Consider the following 18,435-nt stretch of genomic DNA (forward strand, 5'->3'; position numbering starts at 1 on the left):
TCGCTCCATCATTGCCCCAGCACCTTCGAAGATCCGATTTGCGCGTCGAATGCAGCGCGTTCCCTGTCCTGTTGCGCCTTGATTGCCGCCTGACTCGCGTTGTTCGCCTTCTGATCGGCGACTGTCGCCGAGTCTTTGACAGCGTCGTTGCGTTGCTTGGCCGCCATCATCGTCAGAAGGTCGCTGTTCTGACTGGAGATGATGTCCAGCATGTGCGTGGTCAACTGAGCGGTGGCCTGCATCGTCGGCGACATGTTCAGTTGGTCCTGAATCTCCTGCCGGCGCTTGGCGAGCGTGCTCACATGCGAGATGACGTCGTTGCCCTGTTGGAAAAGTAGCTTCGCCGTCTTGTCGTTGTTCTGCAGTAGCGGGTTTTGGTCCGTGAACCACTGGTCGGCGGTCTTTCCCGATTGCGTGATCAACGCCTGCACCTTGTTCGCGTACTCGGCGTTGCTCTGCAGGCCACCGTAGAGATCCTTCAAAGCGTCGGTGTACTTGCTCAGGCTCGAGATGTCGCCTGTGATGCTTTTGAACTGCGCAAGCATCGCGGCCGGATCGAGGTTGGTCGCCTGCTTGAGCTGGTTAAGCATCATCTGGTACTGATAGACCAGATTTGAATCCTGATAAACCTCACCCTTCACGGCGGCCGCTGCCGTCATGGTGTTTTGAATGAAGTTGGATGCGTCGAACACAGGCATGTTTGCGTAGGTCTGCTGGACGAGACCAATCGTCAGCACACCGGTTGCGGCGACGCAGCGGAGCAATTTTTTCATCATGGCGGTACCTTGCTGATAGAGCGTTAAGCGTTGACGAGTACGTCGCGCACGTACTCCTCCTGCCACTGTGGGCTGCCGGACTTGACGTGCTTGTCGAGAAGCGCTTGGGCGCGGCCGTCCGAGCGGAGATAGGCGAGCGCTTCTTTCGGGAACTGGGCCTGCAACATCCGGCTTTGTTTGGCCGTCACCCACAGGTAGTCGCGATTGGGCACCGCATCGGAGATCATCTTGATCTGATGCGGCGTAAGGCCGAATACATCGCGGTACAAGCCTTGGTTGTTGATGGCGTCGCTGTTGGGCAGGTAAATGAGGTTGGGGATGTTCTCTTTCAGAATCTCAAAGTTCGGCACGCGCGCAAGCTGCCCGAGCGACTGCGTCGCCATCACCAGCGCGGCGTTGAGCTTTCGGATCGTCACAGCCCAGATTTCGAGGCGCGCATAGAACTTCGGGTAGGTGAAGAAGAAGCCCGCCTCTTCGATCTCGATCACGGTGTAGCGCTTGCCGTCGAGAATCTGCGCGATCCGGTAAAACGCGTAGTCCATGAACAACGCGGCGGCCACCGGGAAGTTCTGGAACAGGTCACCCATCTCGATTGACAGGTCGTCGGAGATGGCGAAGCCGTCTTCGGCGTGATCGAAAAACTTGCCGTTCTTGTTGCCTTCGGTCCACACCTGCAACCGCTCGCGCAGGTCCGCGGGCAATAACGTGATCAAGCTCGACAGACGCCACTTCTCAGGCGGGAAGCCGAGCGCCAGCGTCTTAATGCGGTCGTAGATTTCGGTCTGCTGTTGCGGCGTGCACGTGTAGTCCTCGCCCTCGATGGCAAGCTGCACCCAATCCGCGACGTACGACCAGTGCTTCTGCTCACCGATGAGCGAGAGTGGATTGACCGAGGTTGCGGCCTCGAAGCGCCCCGTGGCGTCGATAAATCGGCCGCCGCCGAGCAGCGTCGGAATACGGGTCGATCGGTCCTTGTCGAAGCGGATGCGCCGCGCGCCGTGGCGGCCCGTCTGCGTCATCAAGTAGTTCAGAAACACCGACTTACCCGCGCCGATCGGACCAACGACGAGTGTGTGCGCCTTACCGCCCGGATGGTGCAAGTCGAAGTACTGCAGCGTGCGATGGCGGGTCGGCAGGCACGTGAGCGGGCCGGTCTTCATACCGGACTGCTGCGTCAGCCATTCGTTGACTTTTGAACCCTCGCCCACGCTGCAAAGCGGGGCGATGTCTGACACCGCGGGCGTCTCAACGAACTGCAGACGCCTTTGCTGGTCCCAGCGGCCAGGCAGCGTCGCGCTCCAAGAGGCGAACAGGTTGGTCTTCTCGAGGATGACACCGAAGCCAGCGTTGCCGATGACGCCGACCACCTGACGAGTGGCGTCCTCGCATTCCTCCGGCGTGCTCCCATAAACGACCACCGAAATGTTCGCGAAGCCGTACTGTTGGCCTTCGGCGTCGAGCTTTGCAAGCGCGTCACCGGCTTCCTTCGCGAGGATTTCCCGGCCTTCGTCGTTTTTCTGCTCTTCCTTCGTTGCCCACTGCTTGAGGATTGCCACCGGGTTGAAGGCCGCGACCTTATAGAACCCGCGAATCTTCTTGATGTAGGCGCTCGCCCGCGAGCTGTCGAGGAATCGGAACATCACACAGACGTCCAGTTCTGCGTCCACCTGCGAGAGCACGTCGAGCGCCGCCTCCTGAAAGCCCATCCACTCCTTGATGCCGATGATGCGGGCGTACACCTTGCCGTGCGCCGATTCAAACATCAGCTCGGTCGCGCCGATTGTGACTTCGGTCTCGGTCAAATGCGTGTCCAGCATCGTGACCGGATAGCGCACGCGGCGCTTGGGTGTCGACGGATTCGCGCGCTGATGCAAGAACGACAGCACATTCTGAAGCTGCAGCCGCTTCATCTTCAAGCGCGTAACACCGCCGACAAAGCCGTCGATCACGGACTCGAACCGCTTGATCTCGTTCTGGATCTTGGTCAGGTCGAACGCGAAGGCACTGCGCGCAAGGATCGTGTCTTTCGCCGCTTCGAACATCGCGACAGCCAAATTCTTGCCGCCGACCGTCATGTGATAGCCGATCTTGTCGAAGATCCGCGAGATGCCGGTTTCAGGCGTGAACGCCAGCGCGAGCGAGTGAGAGTTCTTGAAGTACTTGCCGCTGCCGATGATCGCTTGATTGATCGCGTCGACGCGCGCATCAGCTTCCGACGCGAACGTGCCGTCGATGCCTCCGCGCACGCGCCGGTGCGACATGCGCCACCACGCGGTGATGCGGTGATCGAAGTTGCGGCATGCGTGGTCGAGATTGTCGCGCGCGGCGGTGATGTCGCCCGGATTCGGCGAGTCAGCGTCGATGCCTTCAAACTCGAACACGGTCAGCAGCGACCCGTCCTTGTTGAGCACCAGTTCGGGCGTAACCATCGTCGCCCACGGCGCGATTTCCTGCACCGCGCGCTTGGTGAACATCATTTTCAGCATGATTCTGGCCTATTAGCATGGAAGGTCCTGATCGAACCCATACGGGCGCTTGAAGCGCGCGCTAAAACGGCTGCTCGGCCCCGGCTCATAGACGTCCGGGTAGCGGTTGTACACCAGCATCACGATTCGCCACCACGGGTCAGTCGAGCTTTTCCAGCGCAAGAACACATGCACCACCACGCCGACAAGGAGAAATCCCGGCGTCCAGCTCGTGTAGGTGAGCAGCGCCGTCATCGTCCCGTTGAAAATGGCGAGTCCCCGGTCTGCACCGCCCATTTGGCGCGGCAATGAGAGGCCTCGACTAACCTTGTGCTGGCGCATATCAGCAGGCGTTGGCCATGTGGAAGTGGCTCTGCATGATCGGCACGGCGACCGACGCAATACCGAGGCCGACCAGCACCACCGAGAACGTCTTGGCGATATTGCTTTCCGAATTCGCCACCGCGACGCCGCCCAGCGTGATGAGCACGATGCCGATGCCGTACAGGTACGGGCCGCTGATCAGGTTGCTGATCGTGCAGATGATGTCCGTCAGGCCCGTCAGGTTGGAGAAGTCCCCCGCCGCCATTGCGGCTACCGACACCACGCTCAGTAGCGCGCCGACCAACATCGACTTGCCCGGGCGCAAATGCTTCGCGACCGTGGCGGCTCTGTTCAGTACCTTCTTTCCCTTCATTTGATGCTCCCGTTAAAAAACGCGTTGTAGGTCGTAATCGTTGTTTTTGAATCCCCTGATTTCGAGGATCTCGGAGACATGCCGCATCTCGCCGGTGCGCTTGAAATGCACAACGTAGTTGAAGCAGTCAGCGATGTTTTTGCGCATGTCTTCCAGCTCCCACCGTGATCCGGTCGGGATGCCGAGCATGGCGAGCGATTCGAGGCGGCTCAAGGCCGTGCGCCCGTTGTTCGCGTGAATAGAAGCGAGGCCGCCGTCATGGCCTGTGTTAAGCGCCTGCAGCAGGTCGTAGGCTTCGCCCCCACGGACTTCACCAACGATGATGCGGTCGGGGCGAAAGCGCAGGCACAGCGCGACAAGCAACTGCGTCGTCACGTTCGTGTCGGCGTTAGAGAGCAGCCGCACGCGGTTTGGCACGTGCAGCTTCAATTCCATGGTGTCCTCGATGGAGATCACGCGCTGGTCGGACGGGATTTGTTCGATCAGCGCGTTGAGGAACGTCGTCTTACCTGCTGACGTTCCGCCGGCGACGAGTACGTTCTTGCGAGACTGTACGAGCGCGACGAGCGCCCGCATGAGCGCCTCATCCTCGATGCCTTCCTCGAAGTGAATGGCTTCGGCGAATTCCGGCCGTGCGTTTGCGGCAGAAAACGCCCCCATGCTTACGTAGTCGGAAAGCGTCAGCTTGGACTCGCGGTGCTTCCGGATGCTCAGCGCATGGCCGTCGATCGAGGTCGGGCTCATAACCGCCGCGATACGCAGGTTCTGGTGACCGGCGTTGATGATGCCCTTGTCGCTGCCAGCCTTGGCTGACTTCTCAACGGAGGAGGCTAGCGAGTGGATTGCCCCTTCTAATTGTTCCGGGCGCAGGTCGATGTTTTCGCGCGTCATCACGCCGCGACGCTCCACCCAGACGTTGCGGTAATCGTTGATCATGATTTCCGCGAGGTCGGGCGCATCGAGCAGCTCGCGCAGCGGCGAAAGCGCATGGAAAAACATGCGCACGGCTTCCGCTTCGAGCGGGCGCAGTTTCAGCAGTGGGTTATCGGCAGACTCGGACACGCGATGCTCTGAGGGCGATCTAACATGTCGGGTATTGTTGGTGTTGCAATGTACCTCCGGATCCGCAAAAGACGCCTCAAATTCATCGGCTTTTAGGGTATTGCCAGCTATCGCCCCCGGTAATTAGCTCCTGGCCTGCCAGAAGGGCCAAGTGAATTATCATGATGAAACGCATTTGCCGGAAAGACGCTAAAAATGATGTAGCTTTCCGGCTACGGCCTGCGGCGAGTGGCTGTTAGGCCTTTCCTGTTGTTCGGCGGACATTTTCGTCGACCGCTATCCGCTTCGTTCGTTTTTCCGCCCCTTAAGTGATCGGCGATGCGTATCGGAAAACCAATCAAACCCCTTCCCCACCCAAATTGCGACTATTGCGGCAATCCGGCCGTCGTTGCGCGTGCAGGCGACGACGCCTACCCTTACCGAGATGATCATGGCCCGCTGTGGCTGTGCCAGAACTGTGAGGCGTGGATCGGCGTCTTCCCGCGCAGCACGCGAAATGTGCCGCTCGGGCGCCTTGCCGACGCGCGCCTTCGGGAACTGAAGGCGAAGCTCCATGCGGCGCTCGAACCGTTGGTTGCCGCGAAGGTCCGGCGCGATGGCTGCAATGTGTTTGAGGCGCGTGCCAAAGCAATGAAATGGCTGGCTGGCGAGATCGGGGCGGATGCGCAGAAGTGCTCGATTCATACGCTCGACGCAGATCAATGCGAGCGCGCGATCGCCGTTGTCGAGCGTTTCCAGCGCGGCCGCACCGCTAGCCCTTCAGAACCGGCGTGGGAAGATCGTTAACACGGGCAGTCAACCAAACGTTTGCTATGTCTCGCACCCTACCCTTCCAGCGCTCCTCTCAGGCAGCCCGCGCGCGCCTGAACAAAGCGCAATTGCTCCCGATCCCTCGTGCCGTTGCTGATGACCTCGCGCTTCGTGCCCACCTGTCGTTGGAAGCCATCCGCAGCGCGTGCGATCACATCGGCCCCGCGCAGCACATCACCGAAGTCGTGTTGCTCGGCAAGTTCCTCAGCGAGGCCGGCCACGGCGAGTTCTCGCACGAGTCGCTGCTGGCAGCCGACCGGGCGATGGCCGAGGTGTTCGACGGTGGCCGGCAGACCGGAACGTGGGGGGTGTCGTCGGAGTCAGCCTTCGCGCTGCTGGCTGCGATTGTCAGCATGTACGACCGGCAACTGCATAGCGCGACGCTCGGCGCGCTGACCACGGCGAGCGACCGTTTGGAACGGTTCAAGGGCGGAGAGGCATACCAGCCGCTGCAGAAACGGCGCGCTTGAGCCTGTACGCACTCGAAAAAAAAGCCCGGCAAAATCGCCGGGCTTCGTTTTTCAGGGGAATGCCCGGCCAAAGCCGGGGACTAGCAGATCACCTCCATCGTTTCGCCAAACGGCGCTTTCCGAGCCCGTGTCAAAGGCGTGGTTGATGCCCACAGCACCGGGTAGTGCGGCGCGACCGTCGGGAAGCGCCCCACCATATCTGTCAGATAAACCAGAAAGGCGGGGTTCATGCCGTCTTCCGCGACCCGGTTGAACGGGTCGACGAACGCCGTCCCGCCACCACCACGCACAGGCTTGATCTCGGGCGAGTCGCCTCGCTCGAAGATCTGCACCTGCGTGACGCGCGTGTCGCAATCCATCACGACCAAGCGCGCGGGCTTCAACGAATGAAAGACCGCGAGGATCTCCGCGTCGAACTGCGCCTGCGTCTCGTCGAACACCGAACCGCTGGAGTCACGTACGAAGACCGCGTCGCCGATTGCCGGTGTATGCAGCGCGGGGAGATAGAACCCGAGATGCAGATACCGGCGGTTAGGCGTCGCGAAGCTGTAGTCCGATGGCGACGACTGCTGCGCGAAGCGATGCAGCACCGCGCGCCAGTCCACCACAGGCCGAACCGCTTCGCCGGCCATCGCCTGCAGATCGCCGGGGAGCTTGCCGCGCATCGCGGCCGCTTTCGCGGCTTGCGTGACGGCAACCTTCCACTCCGCCTCCTTCACTGGCTTGTCCGGACCTTTGTAGGGCCGCACTTCGCCGAATGACCCGGGTTTCGCTTGCTGATCGGCGGGCGCCTGCCCCGGCGCGGTGCCGTTCTGGCCACCTGGCTTCGGAGCCTGCTTGCCGTTCGGCTGCTGCTGATCCTGCGGACTTGGCTGCGGCTGCTGTTGCGACTGCTGGTTCTGCGGCTGCTGTTGATTGTGCTGCGGAGGCTGTTGCTGCTTTTCCTTCGCCTCCTGCGTCAGCAAACCGTAGATCTCCTCGGCCGACTTGCCCGTGTAGCGCGGATCGACGAGCGCCCCCTTCGGCAGAACCATCCCTGACGACAAGACGATCGGGTTGATCGCGTAGTCACAGGCATCGTTCCATCGATCGGGATCACGCGCGCCCTGCCGCCAGCAATGGCCGTTGGCCACGTGCAGCACTTCATGGGCGACGACACCCCTAACTTCAAGGTCGCTGAGCGATTCCATGTACGTCGGGTTGTAGCCAAGCGTTTCGCCATCCACCCAGAACGTCTTGGCAGTCGGATCCTCGCGGACATTCAATCGGAGCGCGAGCGCCCCAAAAAACGGTTGCGAGAGCACGAGCTCGGTCCGCTGCCGGGCGATGCGCGGATGGACCGCGCTACTGCCTAACACCACATCGTTGCGGTCCATGACGCCCCCTTATGCGACGAGGCGCAGTTGGCTCGCGTGCGCCGATTCGACTTCCATCGGCTCCGGCTGCATGCCCATGAACGCGGCCATCAGCCCTTCAATCTCCTGTGCCTTGCTGGCCACCTGAGAACGAAGCACGCGCGAGTCTTTCAGTTCCGCCCCCGTGTGCACGGCCAGATGCGTCTTGGCCTGCTCGAGGATGTGCGTGAGCTGCGGGTCGTTCGCGAAGTTGAGCTTCGGCAGCAACGCGCAGAGTTCCCGCACGTTGTTGGCGACATCCAGTCGGACATTGCCAGTCGCGTACAGGCGGTTCGCCATTTGCGAGACGGCTTCATACAGACGCCGCACCAGGTCCTCATTCGCGGTCGCGATGGAGGCGAGAACGTGCTGGTCCAACTCGCTCTTGAGCGTGTTGAGCACGTTCGCCGGCAACTCGACGCCGAACTGGCTCGCGTCGGGAAACGGCAGAACCGCCATCTTCACGCCGAACTTCGTGGACAGTTCCGCGAGGGTCGGATAGTCCGCCTCGTTGAAAAGTCCGTTCAGTTCTTCGCGAGCCGCCTCCTTCAAGTTCAGGTAGTCGGTGAGGAACACGGAGACCGCCAAGTCGAACTCGTCTTTCAACGAGCGCATCTTTTCGGCGAAGTCCATGTAGACCATCGTCGGCAGCAGCCGCACGCCCAACTGATCGTACTTCACGGTGTGGTCGTAGAAGTACGAGCGGATACGGCCGGCGAGCGTCACGACTTCTGCGAAGCTCGGCGCATGCTCGGGCAACAGGCGTTTATTGAATCTGCCGATGCCCTTCGCGTGGTGCTTGCTCTCGACTTCCTGCGTCACCTTGCCGTCGAAACGGCGGGCGACCCAGGTGGAAATCGTGACGGAGCAGAGCATGACCTTCGATTGGATGGAAGTGATGTCCATGAGAGAACCTCGTAGAGAAAGGGAATGGATAAAGCCAAGAAAAAGGCCCTGTGAGTCCGAAGACACGACAGGGCCAACATGGGTGATGCTGAGACAAAGCAGAGTGCTTTGTTACTCGCCGCGGATGATCTTGCCGATCTCTCCGCCTTGCGCACCAATGAAGGCATACGAGTTCTGGATCTGCGGCGAGCGCTGGACAGCGTCTCGCACCAGCAGCGCCGCGAACTCGCGGTGTCCTTCACCGATCAGACGCTCGGTGTAGCGCACGACGCGATCGAAGTTGTTTTCGTTCGCGCGTGCCGCAAGCGCAGCCGCGATCGCGTACAAAGCCGAAGGCGTTGTCGGGATCATGGCCGTGTCGGGCGCGAGAAGAATCGCGTCCGGGTTCGGCAACTCGCGGAAGATCTGGAGGAACGCGACCAGTTCCGTCGCCGCGCCCTCTCCCACGGATCCGGCGTAGGAGATGTGCTCCAGGTGCTTGGGGACTACATCCATGGTTTTCGCCACGAACCCCCAGCTACGCGGGCTCGGCGCGTTCTCGATATCGCGCGACGTCTTCTGCACGGACAGCAAGTCCGGACGGAAACGCAGGAACGCGATGAGCGCGGGCGGGATGTTTTCGCGCACGGCCCACTGGGTCCAGTCGTCGATGGTCGGCTCCAACTCGACCACCGTGGCGAAACGCGAGATCACCGGATCGAGAATCCCGGAGACACCGGCGTTGTCGGTGCGGCGGTTGGTGGCCGCGAGGAACGTGACCTGCGGCGGCAGGACGTGCTCGCCGACGCGCCGCGCGAGCAGCAACTGCATCTTCGCGGCTTGCACGGCGGGCGAGGCCTGCCCGAGGTCGTCCAGAAACCAGATCAGCGGGCGTCTGGCCGTCATCGCACGTTCCAAGTCCCCGAACGGCAGGAACTTGGCGGTCGTGCCATCGGGCGAGGGAAACGGCAACCCTTTTGAGTCGGTCGGATCCTCGACCACCGGGTGACTGATGAGCAGTTCGTGATCAGTCGCGTGCGCGGTCTGTTCGACGATGTCGCTCTTGCCGATGCCGGGGCGGCCAGTGATGAGCACCGGCAGGCGCTTCGGCACGTACAGCGAGAGGAGTTCGGTGAGTTGAGCGGGCGTGACTTTCATGATGGCTTCCAAAGAGAAGCCCCATAAAGACTACGCCCGTAGGGACGTGGTCCCTGTGGGGCAAGATATGCAAAAGCCGGCTCGTAGCCGGCTGGGTCGATGCGTCAGTGACGCGGGTGATAGATGCAGTGTAGGGGTCGGGCGATCAGTCAATCCGTGCAAAGGTCACTAATTCATAGTGCCTTAAGCCATACCGACGGCCGACGCGACGAAAAAAAACCCGGCACGTAGCCGGGTGGGTTGAAAGTGAGTTAGCTTGCGCGCTGTTCAAGCGCCACGCGCGCATAGGCGAGCGTACCGTCGTTGGCGCGAAGCGATACCTGCAGATGCCGGATCGGGTCAGCGAGCGCATAACGCACGCTAGTGCCCTGCCGCACGCTCACGATCTCCGAGAAACCTTCGGCGATCGTCCGCTCCACCCACTGCGCGCCGGTCACGACTGCACCGTCTTGCATGCGGATGCGCGACATTTCGGCCGCTTCGCGAGCGCGAGCGACCTCGCGGGCGACGCGCCTCGCCTCACGTTGCGAGACCGACAACGCCTCCCACTCTGCTTGCTGCGCGGCGTCCATCCCCGCCAGTTGGAAGATGCCCCGGCGCCGAACCGCAGCTCGAACGCCGATGAGCTTGATGCCGAACACCTCGCGGACCGCTTGCTTGGTCGCGCGGTTGGCGTCGTCTGGCCGGTCCAGGATGCTGAGGAGATAGGACATGTCGGCCGTCTGCACTGCCTTCGCAAACTCATTGGCGAAAGTGTGCGTTTGCCTGCCGTGATCGAGAATGGCCAGTTGCGAGTCCAGTTGGAAGCGACGGGCGCTGATGCTGCCTGACTTCCGCGCCTTTTCGAGCTCCGCTAGCCGGTTGTCACGCGCGCTGTCGGCGAGCGTGCGCCGCAGCACTTCCGCAAACTGGCAGGTCGGCAGGCCGACATCGACGGGCTTCAGGTACGCCTCGGGCAAAGGATGCGCTTCGAGAATGCCTTTCGCGTACAGCAGGTCGTCGACTTCGACCGTCGTTGTCAAGTGCGGCACGAGACCCATCAGCATCGCGAGCAGCGCGGCATTGTCAGAGGTGATCGCCTGCTTCGAATGGCGCATCACCGTTGCGAGCGGCACCAGCTTCGCAAGCGGCAGCGCCCCACGCAACTCCGGCACCGTAAGAAGCGGCTTGGCCCATTGCAAGTCGGAGTCGAACTTCGACAACGAAGCGTAGTCATCGATCACCGCCTGCGGAACGGGCTTGCCCGCCGCGAGCGCGTAGGCCACATGAACCTCGTGCCGACCGTTGCTCTGTCGATTGTCCAGCACTGGGCCGGCGTAGCGAAAGCCGAACCGACGCTCGGACTCGTCCTGAAGCAGCTCGAACAGGTCCAGCCCGCGACGGCCGCTCTTAGCCGCCTCTTCGTTGGCTTGCGCCATCTGGTCCGAGGAGAACAAATACAGCGGCTCGCGCGCCAGATCAAAAGCCAGATAAAGCAGTTGCCAGTGCTCGCGCCGGATTTGCCACGCTTCGAGCGCGGCGAACGACGGTCTGAAGTAGGTCGCGTCGATCTCGTCGATGAGCGACAGGAAGAGGCTTGTCGCCGTTCCGGGCCGACGAACGGTCAGCTTGCCGTTATAGCGAGTGACGGATACGGAGTGGCTGACGAACGTGAGCGCGATCTCTGCCGCGTCGACTGCTGCGACGCTTGCGTCGTCTCGTAGGAAACGGAGCACTTCGAGCATCGTACGGAAGGTATGGGCGGAGCCCGAAGAGGAAAGCTGATACATGGTCGATTGCCTCGGAAAAATTGCGGGCAATCGCTCCCTGTCGGGTCGATGCCCGGCAAGGGTTAATTGCGCCAAAACCGGCGCGGATAAGAGTTGAGAAGCTATTACGCCGCGTCGATTAGACGGGCAATCAGACGAGCGAGCGACCACGCGTGGTCAGTCGAAAACACCTTCGCGCGGAGCAACGGCATGATCGCGTAGGTGCGGTCGAGCGAGTCGCTAAGCTGCGGTCGGCTGATGAAGTCGACATGAATAAGCCAGCCCTCGCTGTTTCCGATGCACACGGAAACGGAGATTCGTTCGTATGACGACGGCTCGGGCCACGGTCTGCTGTGGCGCGCTCCGTACATGGCTTCGTTCGCGTCGTCCTGCAGGTTCGCGTGACAAAGCCACTCGGGTTCGAGCTCCGTTCCGCGCACGATGCGGCACAGACTTCCTAACACCTGATCGACCGTTTTGCCGTCGATGTCGAGCCGCGGGACTGACTTGATATCGACTACGCCATCGGCGCTGATACCGTTGGTGACAGGGTCCGACAGCACATCGGCGTTTGCTTGAGACATAACCAGCTCCTGAAATGAAAAGCGCGCCCGGAGGCGCGCTAGAAAAAGGAAGTCGAAAAAAAACCGCACCCAAAAGGGTGCGGTCTTGTCTGTGGACTCAGCTTGCGCTGTGTCGAATCATTTGCCCCACTCGCGTTCGCGATCGGCTTTTTGCCCGTTATGCCCGGTCCAGAGGAAGAAACCGGCAATGGAGAGGCCAAGCACTACCGTGAAAATCGTCGCACCCATTTCACTCTCCTTTCATATTGAAATAGCCGCAGTACCATAATACTAACCCAAGCGCCGCAAGTGCGATCGTGTTCACTGCCGTTAGCAGGTCCCACGACGCCGCCGAATGCGCGTAGCCCACTGCGCCGACTATTGAGGCCGCTGAGAGCGTATGCAGTAGACGCCCGTTCTGCTGGCGCTGGTCCTTGGTCGGCGTCTTAATTGCATGAACTATCTGCCGCCATCCGGGGCGTGGGCCCGCTGGAATGGTGACTGCGTATCCGCCGCCGACATTCGTCACCGGCAAGATGTAGCCCATGTACTCAAGTGTGAACGACGGCGAACACTCCGACTCCTCCATCTTGCCGAGTAGCCCGAGTACACGCGGTGCCAGATGAACCTGACCTGTTGTTGGATCGAGCGTAACCCGGTCCATGATCGTGGTGCCGGAGCTGTACTCGATTTTCACCTTCGCCAGCTTCATCGACGACCTCCGCATTTCAAGTCAATGCCGCCAGCCAAACGCAGGCCGTCCAGCATCGCTCGATAGCCCGCGGGCGTCTCGAGTTGCGTCAGGGCGACGTGGTTCTCGCCACCGCCCGTAAGGTCGGAGCGGCCGCGCCGGGTTCTAAAGCACAGCGCGACACCTGAACCACCTTGCCGCTCAAGCACGTCGACAAACAACGTCTCCGTGCGCAACGACACCCGTATCGCCGAACTGCCGCGACGCGTATCGGTGACGATCTCGTGCGCATGCGCCGGAAGACGCAAGTCCTGGGCGACGCGTCGCAGAACGCGCGCCGCATGACGTTGCAGAGCCGCTTTCGCGCCTGCATTGGCACTACTGCGGTCCGCATAGAACACTCGGGGAAATTTCATGATTGCCTCATTGCAGACGAGGCAGGTCCCTTGCGGGGAGCCTGCCCCGCAAGGGTTGGCGCGGTTTTCACCGCGCATTCAGAAGATGCGTACTGCGATGCCCGGTTAGAGGAATCGCGCCTTATAAGCGTCGAGCGCAGGCTTCAAGCGTATGAAGCTCGCGTCGCCGTAACCGTCGCTGATTCGCCCAACCTCGGCGAACATATGCGGCCGCGCGCCCGATGGGTTGAACTCGGGGTGAGACACGATCGCCGCGAATTCATCAACGTCGCCTGCTTGCGCAGCGACTTCCACCGGAACCATCCCGTAGAAGTTCTTGCCGTTGACATCGTTGGTCGACGCGTCCCAGCCGCTGGTCTGGCCGTGGGTGATCAACTGATAGTGGTTCATTGATGGTTTATCCAGTTGGTCGGAGGCGTTGCCGCCAGTTAGTGGGTAATTCGGTAGCCGGACCCATTTGAGACGAGAAACACCTGCTGACCAGCAGCGAACTGCTGATCGTCGACCTGTGTAACGACCACGGTCTGACCGTTGGCGCGACGAAGGAAGACTTCGACACCGCTGTGGCGCGACATAGCGGCGCTTACGCGCTGAGCCACCAACCCGGAGACGGAGCCGGAAAGCGCGCCGGCAATATAACGGCCGCTACCGTTGCCGATGACTTGCGAGCCCAGGAAGGCACCTGCCGCTGCGCTGACGATCGATGCAATGCCCGACGAGCCCGAATTGCTCTCGATGGTGATCGGACGCACGCGCAGGATGGTTGCCTGCTCGAACTGGCCGATGCGTTGAACGTCGTAGCGCTGGTAGGTATCCGGTGAGCCGAAGTCCGCCGTGGCGCAGCCAGTCAGAACCGAAAGAAGCATCACGGAACAGAAAAACTTGATCATGGATCACCTCGATTGAATGTGAGGCAATCCATTCCCGAAGGGGCTGGTTTGCCCCAAAGGGAAGAGAAACGGGAAATACGCAGCGTCAAGCTACGTGAGTCAGTGGGTGAACGAGGCGATTGCCGTCGAGACGTACACAACGACAACGAGAAACGACAGCATCTTCCAGGCTTCCGCGTCCTGCTTGGCGTACCAGGCTAGGCTGCTGAGAGCGTGTTTGATCATTGGAAACATGGGCAACTCCTGAGAAAGGTAGGAGCCGCCCTCGATGGGCGGCTCCCATCAAGGAAAGATTTGGATCTGAAGAAACGGCGTCCAGCGAACTGCACTGGACGCGTCATTTACGAAGACCTACGAGGCGGTATGGCTGAGGTGATGCAGTCTGACACGACCGCTTTGCACCAAATGCCGTTCGGCTTGATGGTTGAGCGAATAGTCCCAATCCACCATCGCCGTGCCGTCGCTCCACACCGAATGAATGCGTCCGGTGTAAAGCTGCGGCGGGTTGGCCTCGACGTCTTGACCGACCACACGCTGATTCGCCATGAAACCGTTCTTGCTGGAAACTTTGACGACAGGTGCGAGATTGCGAGACATAGACAACTCCAAAAAAATAATGGGAGCTGTCTCCCGGAGGGATAGGCTCCCAACGGGACGAAAAAAGGCGACCAACGCGGGTCGCCTAGAAGATTGCCGTCATGGACGGCTGGAGAGAAGATGGTCCTCCAGCACGCTGGAGGGGTAGGTCGATGCGCTAAAGCGCGGAGAATGAAGCCAGTCTACGGAGACACCCGCGCAGCGGGAAACGGAAAGCTCAGCGATTTGCTATGTCTTTCGCTCAGAACCGCCATGAAACGGCCCCTAGACGGTGACTCGACCTGACGCGAGTCGCCCGGCTCGGGACCGACAGCACGTAGCAAGGGCAAAAAAAAGCGCCTGCTCCATTTGGAGCGGCGCTTGAACGTTCGTCATAGTTCCGAGGCCGTTGACGAACCTGAGAGACGTGCCAATTCTAGCCATCGACACCCGAACCGATGCGTCGAAAAGGCAGCTAAAAGCGTCGCAATTCAAATGAAGAAAAGGCCACCCAGGGAATGTCCCCTGGGTGGCCTCAGTTTGTCGTTTTGTGTTGTCTGGTCTCGCAAGCACCCTTCTTAGCGGGTACGAACAATATAGACTGACAAATCCAGTCGAACTGTTAGCAACATAACGTTCGGTGATCAGGGCCGCCACCCGGCCCGTCGTTAGCTCTAGGCGGGCTTTTCGTTGCGCATCGGCGATTAACAACTAAGCTATTACTGCGCGTCCTCTTGGCTGTGGGCGCGCTGTTGTAGATCTCATCCAGTGCCCGCTATCGTTCGCCGCGACGCGGGCTTTTTTTCGGGCAGTTCCGCTCGGAGCCCCGCCCAGCTTGACTTTTCGCTGTAGCTGCGAAGATGAATCATCTCCTCCGATTCTTCTTCGGCCATGCTCCAGACCATCGACCTGTCCTCGCTTTGCCCCCGTTCGAACGCCTACGCTCCAGCGCGCGCCCGTAACGTCGCACTCACGCCTGACGTGTCGGCGCTACTCGCGACCGATGCTGTCGTCGCCATCGGCGTGAGCGGAGGCAAGGACAGTGTCGCCTGCGCACTCGCGGTCGGCCGCCACCTTGACGCCATCGGCCACAACGGACCTCGTATCCTTGTTCATTCCGACCTCGGCCGTGTCGAGTGGAAGGACAGTGGACCCGCCTGTGAGCGGCTTGCCGCTCACCTTGGCTGGGAGCTGCTCACGTTGCAACGGAAAGCCGGTGACATGCTCGCCAGATGGGAGAAGCGCTGGTCGAACAACGTCGAGCGCTATCGCGATCTCTCCTGCGTGCGGCTGATTCTGCCGTGGAGCACGCCGTCCATGCGCTTCTGCACCTCGGAATTGAAAGGAGCCCTAATCAATTCTGCGCTGAACAAGCGTTTTACGACGCACAACATCGTTAGTGTCACCGGTGTGCGCCGTCAGGAAAGCAATGCTCGCAGCAAGATGGCTGTCGCCGCCCCGCTCGCTCCCCTGTCGACCAAGGGCCGCACCGGTGTGACGTGGAATGCGATCATCGAATGGACCGTTGACGAAGTCTTCACTGAGATTGCTGCGGCTGGACTGGCGCTGCATGAGGCGTACACGGTCTACGGCGCGTCGCGCGTCTCATGCGCGTACTGCATCATGAGTTCGCTCGACGACCTGCGCGCCGCGGCAAGCTGCGCTGATAACCACGACGTCTATCGAGAAATGGTGCGCCTGGAAGCTGAATCGACGTTCGCCTTCCAAGGGCAACGGTGGTTGGCCGACGTCGCGCCCGATCTCCTGCCGCCTGAACTGGCCGCGGACGTTGCGCGTGCGAAGGCTGCCGCCATCGAGCGCCAAGCGATCGAGGCGGAGATTCCTGCGCACCTGCTCTTCTCGTCTGGGTGGCCGACGGCGCGCCCGACGCCCGACGAAGCGGAATTGCTCGCGAGCGTGCGCCGCCGCGTCGCCCAGACAGTAGGCATCGAGGTCGGCTACACCAGCGCAGCCGACGTTATGCGCCGGTACGACGAGCTGCTGGCACAGCGGCAAGGCGCGGCCTCTTCTCCCGACGCAAATGCCACCGCACCCGCAGCCGCATCAGTCCCGGCGCAAGCGAGCTTCGCCTTCTAGCGGGCGAAAAAAAGCCACGCCCCGGAAATCCGGGGCGTGGCGTTGATCAAAACAGCACTAGGCGAGACACAGCGAGAGCTGAACGTCAGCCGCAAAAAATGCAGGATCCGGCTCAGCGCCTGCGCGCGTGACGGGCACCTCCCACTGGAGTTGCGCATCGCTGAAGGAACCCAGACCGTACAACAGCCGGTCGGTGTCGTCGCGATTGAGCAACTCGCCGAACGCAAAGCTGAATACGGCCGGCGCACATTCACCCTCTGCCACGAGGCCGAGGGTCCTTGCAAGCTCGTCCGCACAGCGGACCCGCCACTCATCGGTGCCCTCAGGCGAGCGCGTCACGGTGATGCGCGTCGCCGAAGGCACCTGCGGGGCATTGCTCACGGCGTCGCGGAACGCTGGAATCGCCTTCTTGGCGAAGCCCGGCGCTTCCATCTCCACCGGATAGGCAACCTCGGTGACGAACGAGCCGACCGCGTTGTACTGCCAGCCAGCGTGACGCCAGGGCGCTGCGCCCATCGCGACCAGCACGTTGTGTTGGTCAATCGAATGACACCGTACCTCGGGCATACGTTCCATTGCCGTCTTCGTTGCCGATGGCACCGGGACCTCAATTTGCGCCGTGCCACAGTCATACTCCTTGAGAACACGCCAAGCGCTGAGCGGCCCACTGTTGCCGTAGATCGCGAGCAGCAGGTCGATGTCCGCGTGCAGCGAAACGCTCAACGTCCCGGCGACCAGTTCGTCGATACGAGACTCGAAACCGGCGCGGATCAACGACAGCCGGACGTCGTCCAGCTGCGACTCAGGCACCGCCGAGTAGCACGAGGAGCCGACCGACAGATCGATCTGCCGGTCACGAAGCAACGACGGCTTAGCGAGCTCGCGTCTCCAACTTTCAATGAAGTTTTCGGGCTTGATCGAGCCGTTTCGGCTTCTCAGCATCCCGCCTTCGCAACTGCTCGCGTGGGAGAAGAGGCGCCGCATGACCTGCGTGTAATTGCCCAGTGCCACCGCCGACCAGTGGTCGGTATGCGGATAGACGTTCGACTCATAGCCACGCTCGAACAACGCGTAGATCCACTCGCCGTCGGCCTTCTGCATTGCGCCTGCGCGCTTGCCCGTCAGAATTGATGAACCCATGTTTTGCTCCAGTAAATGCGCGGAGCAGCCCCAACGGGCTGCGTACCCGCTGAGGTGAAAGAGGACCGCTCCACGAGGGAGCGGCTAATGCTGCTAGCGCAGACGCGGCATAACCGAGAAGGCCGTCAAGCACTGCATGCAGCACATGACAAGGCCGAGCCAGACGCCGAACGCAACGCCGAACAAGACGCCGTGTGCACCGCAGGCGAAGCTCGCGCCAATAACCACCGCGACGCCGCGCGCAAGGTGCGACATCAGGAAGCGGTTGACGACCCAGTCGCACGCACGGGCGAAGAGTCCTGGGCGGGCGCGGTCTCGCTGACAGGTGACCTGCCATGCGAGCGAGGCCACCAGAATGCCGAGGACCCCGGCCATGATTCGGCCAACGCCCGATGCGTCGTGCAACAAGTGCTCGTACGCGAACCTGATGGCCATGCCGAGATAGCCCGCCGGCGGGAGCGAATTTGCGGCCGTTGCGACAACAAAGGCCGCACAGCACCACCAGCGCTCTTGCCACAACGCCGCCGCCACTTTGAGCGGTGCCGAAACTACGATTTCAATGTCTTCCGACATTCGGATACTCCTGTTGAGGTTGTC

Annotated in this window: 21 protein-coding genes; 3 read left to right on the forward strand and 18 right to left on the reverse strand. The window is 61.2% G+C overall.

Translation table 11 applies throughout. From position 1 onward, the window contains the following. Positions 1-8: 8 nt before the first annotated feature. From QCE69_RS36835 to QCE69_RS36855, 5 genes are read right to left on the reverse strand one after another with little or no spacing between them, the layout of a single operon-like run. On the reverse strand, positions 9-776 hold the full coding sequence (locus tag QCE69_RS36835) for a type VI secretion protein (RefSeq protein ID WP_309935827.1): 768 nt from the start codon (positions 774-776) through the stop codon (positions 9-11). A 23-nt stretch (positions 777-799) separates the two neighbouring features. Then, on the reverse strand, positions 800-3,262 hold the full coding sequence (locus tag QCE69_RS36840) for a type IV secretion system protein VirB4 (protein ID WP_309935828.1): 2,463 nt from the start codon (positions 3,260-3,262) through the stop codon (positions 800-802). A gap of 12 nt (positions 3,263-3,274) precedes the next feature. Then, positions 3,275-3,538, reverse strand: a complete 264-nt coding sequence (locus QCE69_RS36845) for a conjugal transfer protein (RefSeq protein WP_053572942.1) — start codon at positions 3,536-3,538, stop codon at positions 3,275-3,277. A gap of 46 nt (positions 3,539-3,584) precedes the next feature. Next, positions 3,585-3,938 (reverse strand): hypothetical protein, encoded by a 354-nt coding sequence (locus QCE69_RS36850; protein WP_045463810.1) that lies wholly within the window; start codon positions 3,936-3,938, stop codon positions 3,585-3,587. A 12-nt stretch (positions 3,939-3,950) separates the two neighbouring features. Next, positions 3,951-5,000, reverse strand: coding sequence for an ATPase, T2SS/T4P/T4SS family (locus QCE69_RS36855; RefSeq protein ID WP_309935829.1), 1,050 nt, complete (start codon positions 4,998-5,000; stop codon positions 3,951-3,953). Positions 5,001-5,318: 318 nt separating this feature from the next. On the opposite strand from QCE69_RS36855, the gene QCE69_RS36860 reads away from it, so the two are divergent. Further along, positions 5,319-5,786 carry a zinc-finger-containing protein gene (locus QCE69_RS36860; RefSeq protein ID WP_309935830.1) on the forward strand — a complete coding sequence of 156 codons (468 nt, stop codon included), beginning with the start codon at positions 5,319-5,321 and terminating at the stop codon, positions 5,784-5,786. 26 nt (positions 5,787-5,812) lie between these two features. Beyond that, the gene (locus QCE69_RS36865) at positions 5,813-6,280 is read left to right on the forward strand and encodes a hypothetical protein (protein ID WP_309935831.1); all 468 of its coding nucleotides are present in this window, start codon (positions 5,813-5,815) and stop codon (positions 6,278-6,280) included. 80 nt (positions 6,281-6,360) lie between these two features. Here the strand turns inward: QCE69_RS36865 and QCE69_RS36870 are convergent, their stop codons facing one another. The 11 genes from QCE69_RS36870 to QCE69_RS36920 all read right to left on the reverse strand — a co-directional run bounded on the left by QCE69_RS36870 (position 6,361) and on the right by QCE69_RS36920 (position 14,622). Next, positions 6,361-7,656, reverse strand: a complete 1,296-nt coding sequence (locus QCE69_RS36870; RefSeq protein WP_309935832.1) for a DUF2201 family putative metallopeptidase — start codon at positions 7,654-7,656, stop codon at positions 6,361-6,363. A gap of 9 nt (positions 7,657-7,665) precedes the next feature. Further along, positions 7,666-8,580 carry a hypothetical protein gene (locus QCE69_RS36875; protein WP_309935833.1) on the reverse strand — a complete coding sequence of 305 codons (915 nt, stop codon included), beginning with the start codon at positions 8,578-8,580 and terminating at the stop codon, positions 7,666-7,668. Positions 8,581-8,691: 111 nt separating this feature from the next. After that, positions 8,692-9,717, reverse strand: coding sequence for an ATP-binding protein (locus tag QCE69_RS36880; RefSeq protein ID WP_250482461.1), 1,026 nt, complete (start codon positions 9,715-9,717; stop codon positions 8,692-8,694). 251 nt (positions 9,718-9,968) lie between these two features. Next, a complete protein-coding gene (locus QCE69_RS36885) occupies positions 9,969-11,636 on the reverse strand; it encodes a hypothetical protein (RefSeq protein WP_309935834.1) in 1,668 nt (555 codons plus the stop codon). Next, complete coding sequence (locus QCE69_RS36890; protein ID WP_309935835.1) at positions 11,591-12,049, reverse strand: hypothetical protein; 459 nt, start codon at positions 12,047-12,049, stop codon at positions 11,591-11,593. The genes QCE69_RS36885 and QCE69_RS36890 overlap by 46 nt, the downstream gene beginning before the upstream one ends. Before the next feature lie 229 nt (positions 12,050-12,278). Beyond that, complete coding sequence (locus tag QCE69_RS36895) at positions 12,279-12,740, reverse strand: hypothetical protein (protein ID WP_250518881.1); 462 nt, start codon at positions 12,738-12,740, stop codon at positions 12,279-12,281. Beyond that, positions 12,737-13,135, reverse strand: coding sequence for a hypothetical protein (locus tag QCE69_RS36900; protein ID WP_309935836.1), 399 nt, complete (start codon positions 13,133-13,135; stop codon positions 12,737-12,739). The genes QCE69_RS36895 and QCE69_RS36900 overlap by 4 nt, the downstream gene beginning before the upstream one ends. Before the next feature lie 105 nt (positions 13,136-13,240). Beyond that, a complete protein-coding gene (locus QCE69_RS36905) occupies positions 13,241-13,525 on the reverse strand; it encodes a hypothetical protein (RefSeq protein ID WP_309935837.1) in 285 nt (94 codons plus the stop codon). 38 nt (positions 13,526-13,563) lie between these two features. Beyond that, positions 13,564-14,025 carry a glycine zipper 2TM domain-containing protein gene (locus QCE69_RS36910; protein WP_053572901.1) on the reverse strand — a complete coding sequence of 154 codons (462 nt, stop codon included), beginning with the start codon at positions 14,023-14,025 and terminating at the stop codon, positions 13,564-13,566. A gap of 99 nt (positions 14,026-14,124) precedes the next feature. Continuing rightward, positions 14,125-14,259 carry a hypothetical protein gene (locus tag QCE69_RS36915; RefSeq protein ID WP_255751473.1) on the reverse strand — a complete coding sequence of 45 codons (135 nt, stop codon included), beginning with the start codon at positions 14,257-14,259 and terminating at the stop codon, positions 14,125-14,127. A gap of 117 nt (positions 14,260-14,376) precedes the next feature. Next, the gene (locus tag QCE69_RS36920) at positions 14,377-14,622 is read right to left on the reverse strand and encodes a hypothetical protein (RefSeq protein ID WP_244818469.1); all 246 of its coding nucleotides are present in this window, start codon (positions 14,620-14,622) and stop codon (positions 14,377-14,379) included. Between the two features lie 870 nt (positions 14,623-15,492). Here QCE69_RS36920 and QCE69_RS36925 point away from each other — a divergent pair. Beyond that, complete coding sequence (locus QCE69_RS36925) at positions 15,493-16,698, forward strand: hypothetical protein (RefSeq protein WP_309935838.1); 1,206 nt, start codon at positions 15,493-15,495, stop codon at positions 16,696-16,698. Positions 16,699-16,755: 57 nt separating this feature from the next. Here QCE69_RS36925 and QCE69_RS36930 read toward each other — a convergent pair whose 3' ends face one another. Further along, positions 16,756-17,838, reverse strand: a complete 1,083-nt coding sequence (locus QCE69_RS36930) for a hypothetical protein (protein WP_309935839.1) — start codon at positions 17,836-17,838, stop codon at positions 16,756-16,758. A 93-nt stretch (positions 17,839-17,931) separates the two neighbouring features. Continuing rightward, positions 17,932-18,411 carry a hypothetical protein gene (locus QCE69_RS36935; RefSeq protein ID WP_309935840.1) on the reverse strand — a complete coding sequence of 160 codons (480 nt, stop codon included), beginning with the start codon at positions 18,409-18,411 and terminating at the stop codon, positions 17,932-17,934. Positions 18,412-18,435 lie beyond the last annotated feature (24 nt).

Source organism: Caballeronia sp. LZ032, from assembly GCF_031451315.1.
Lineage (GTDB): Bacteria > Pseudomonadota > Gammaproteobacteria > Burkholderiales > Burkholderiaceae > Caballeronia.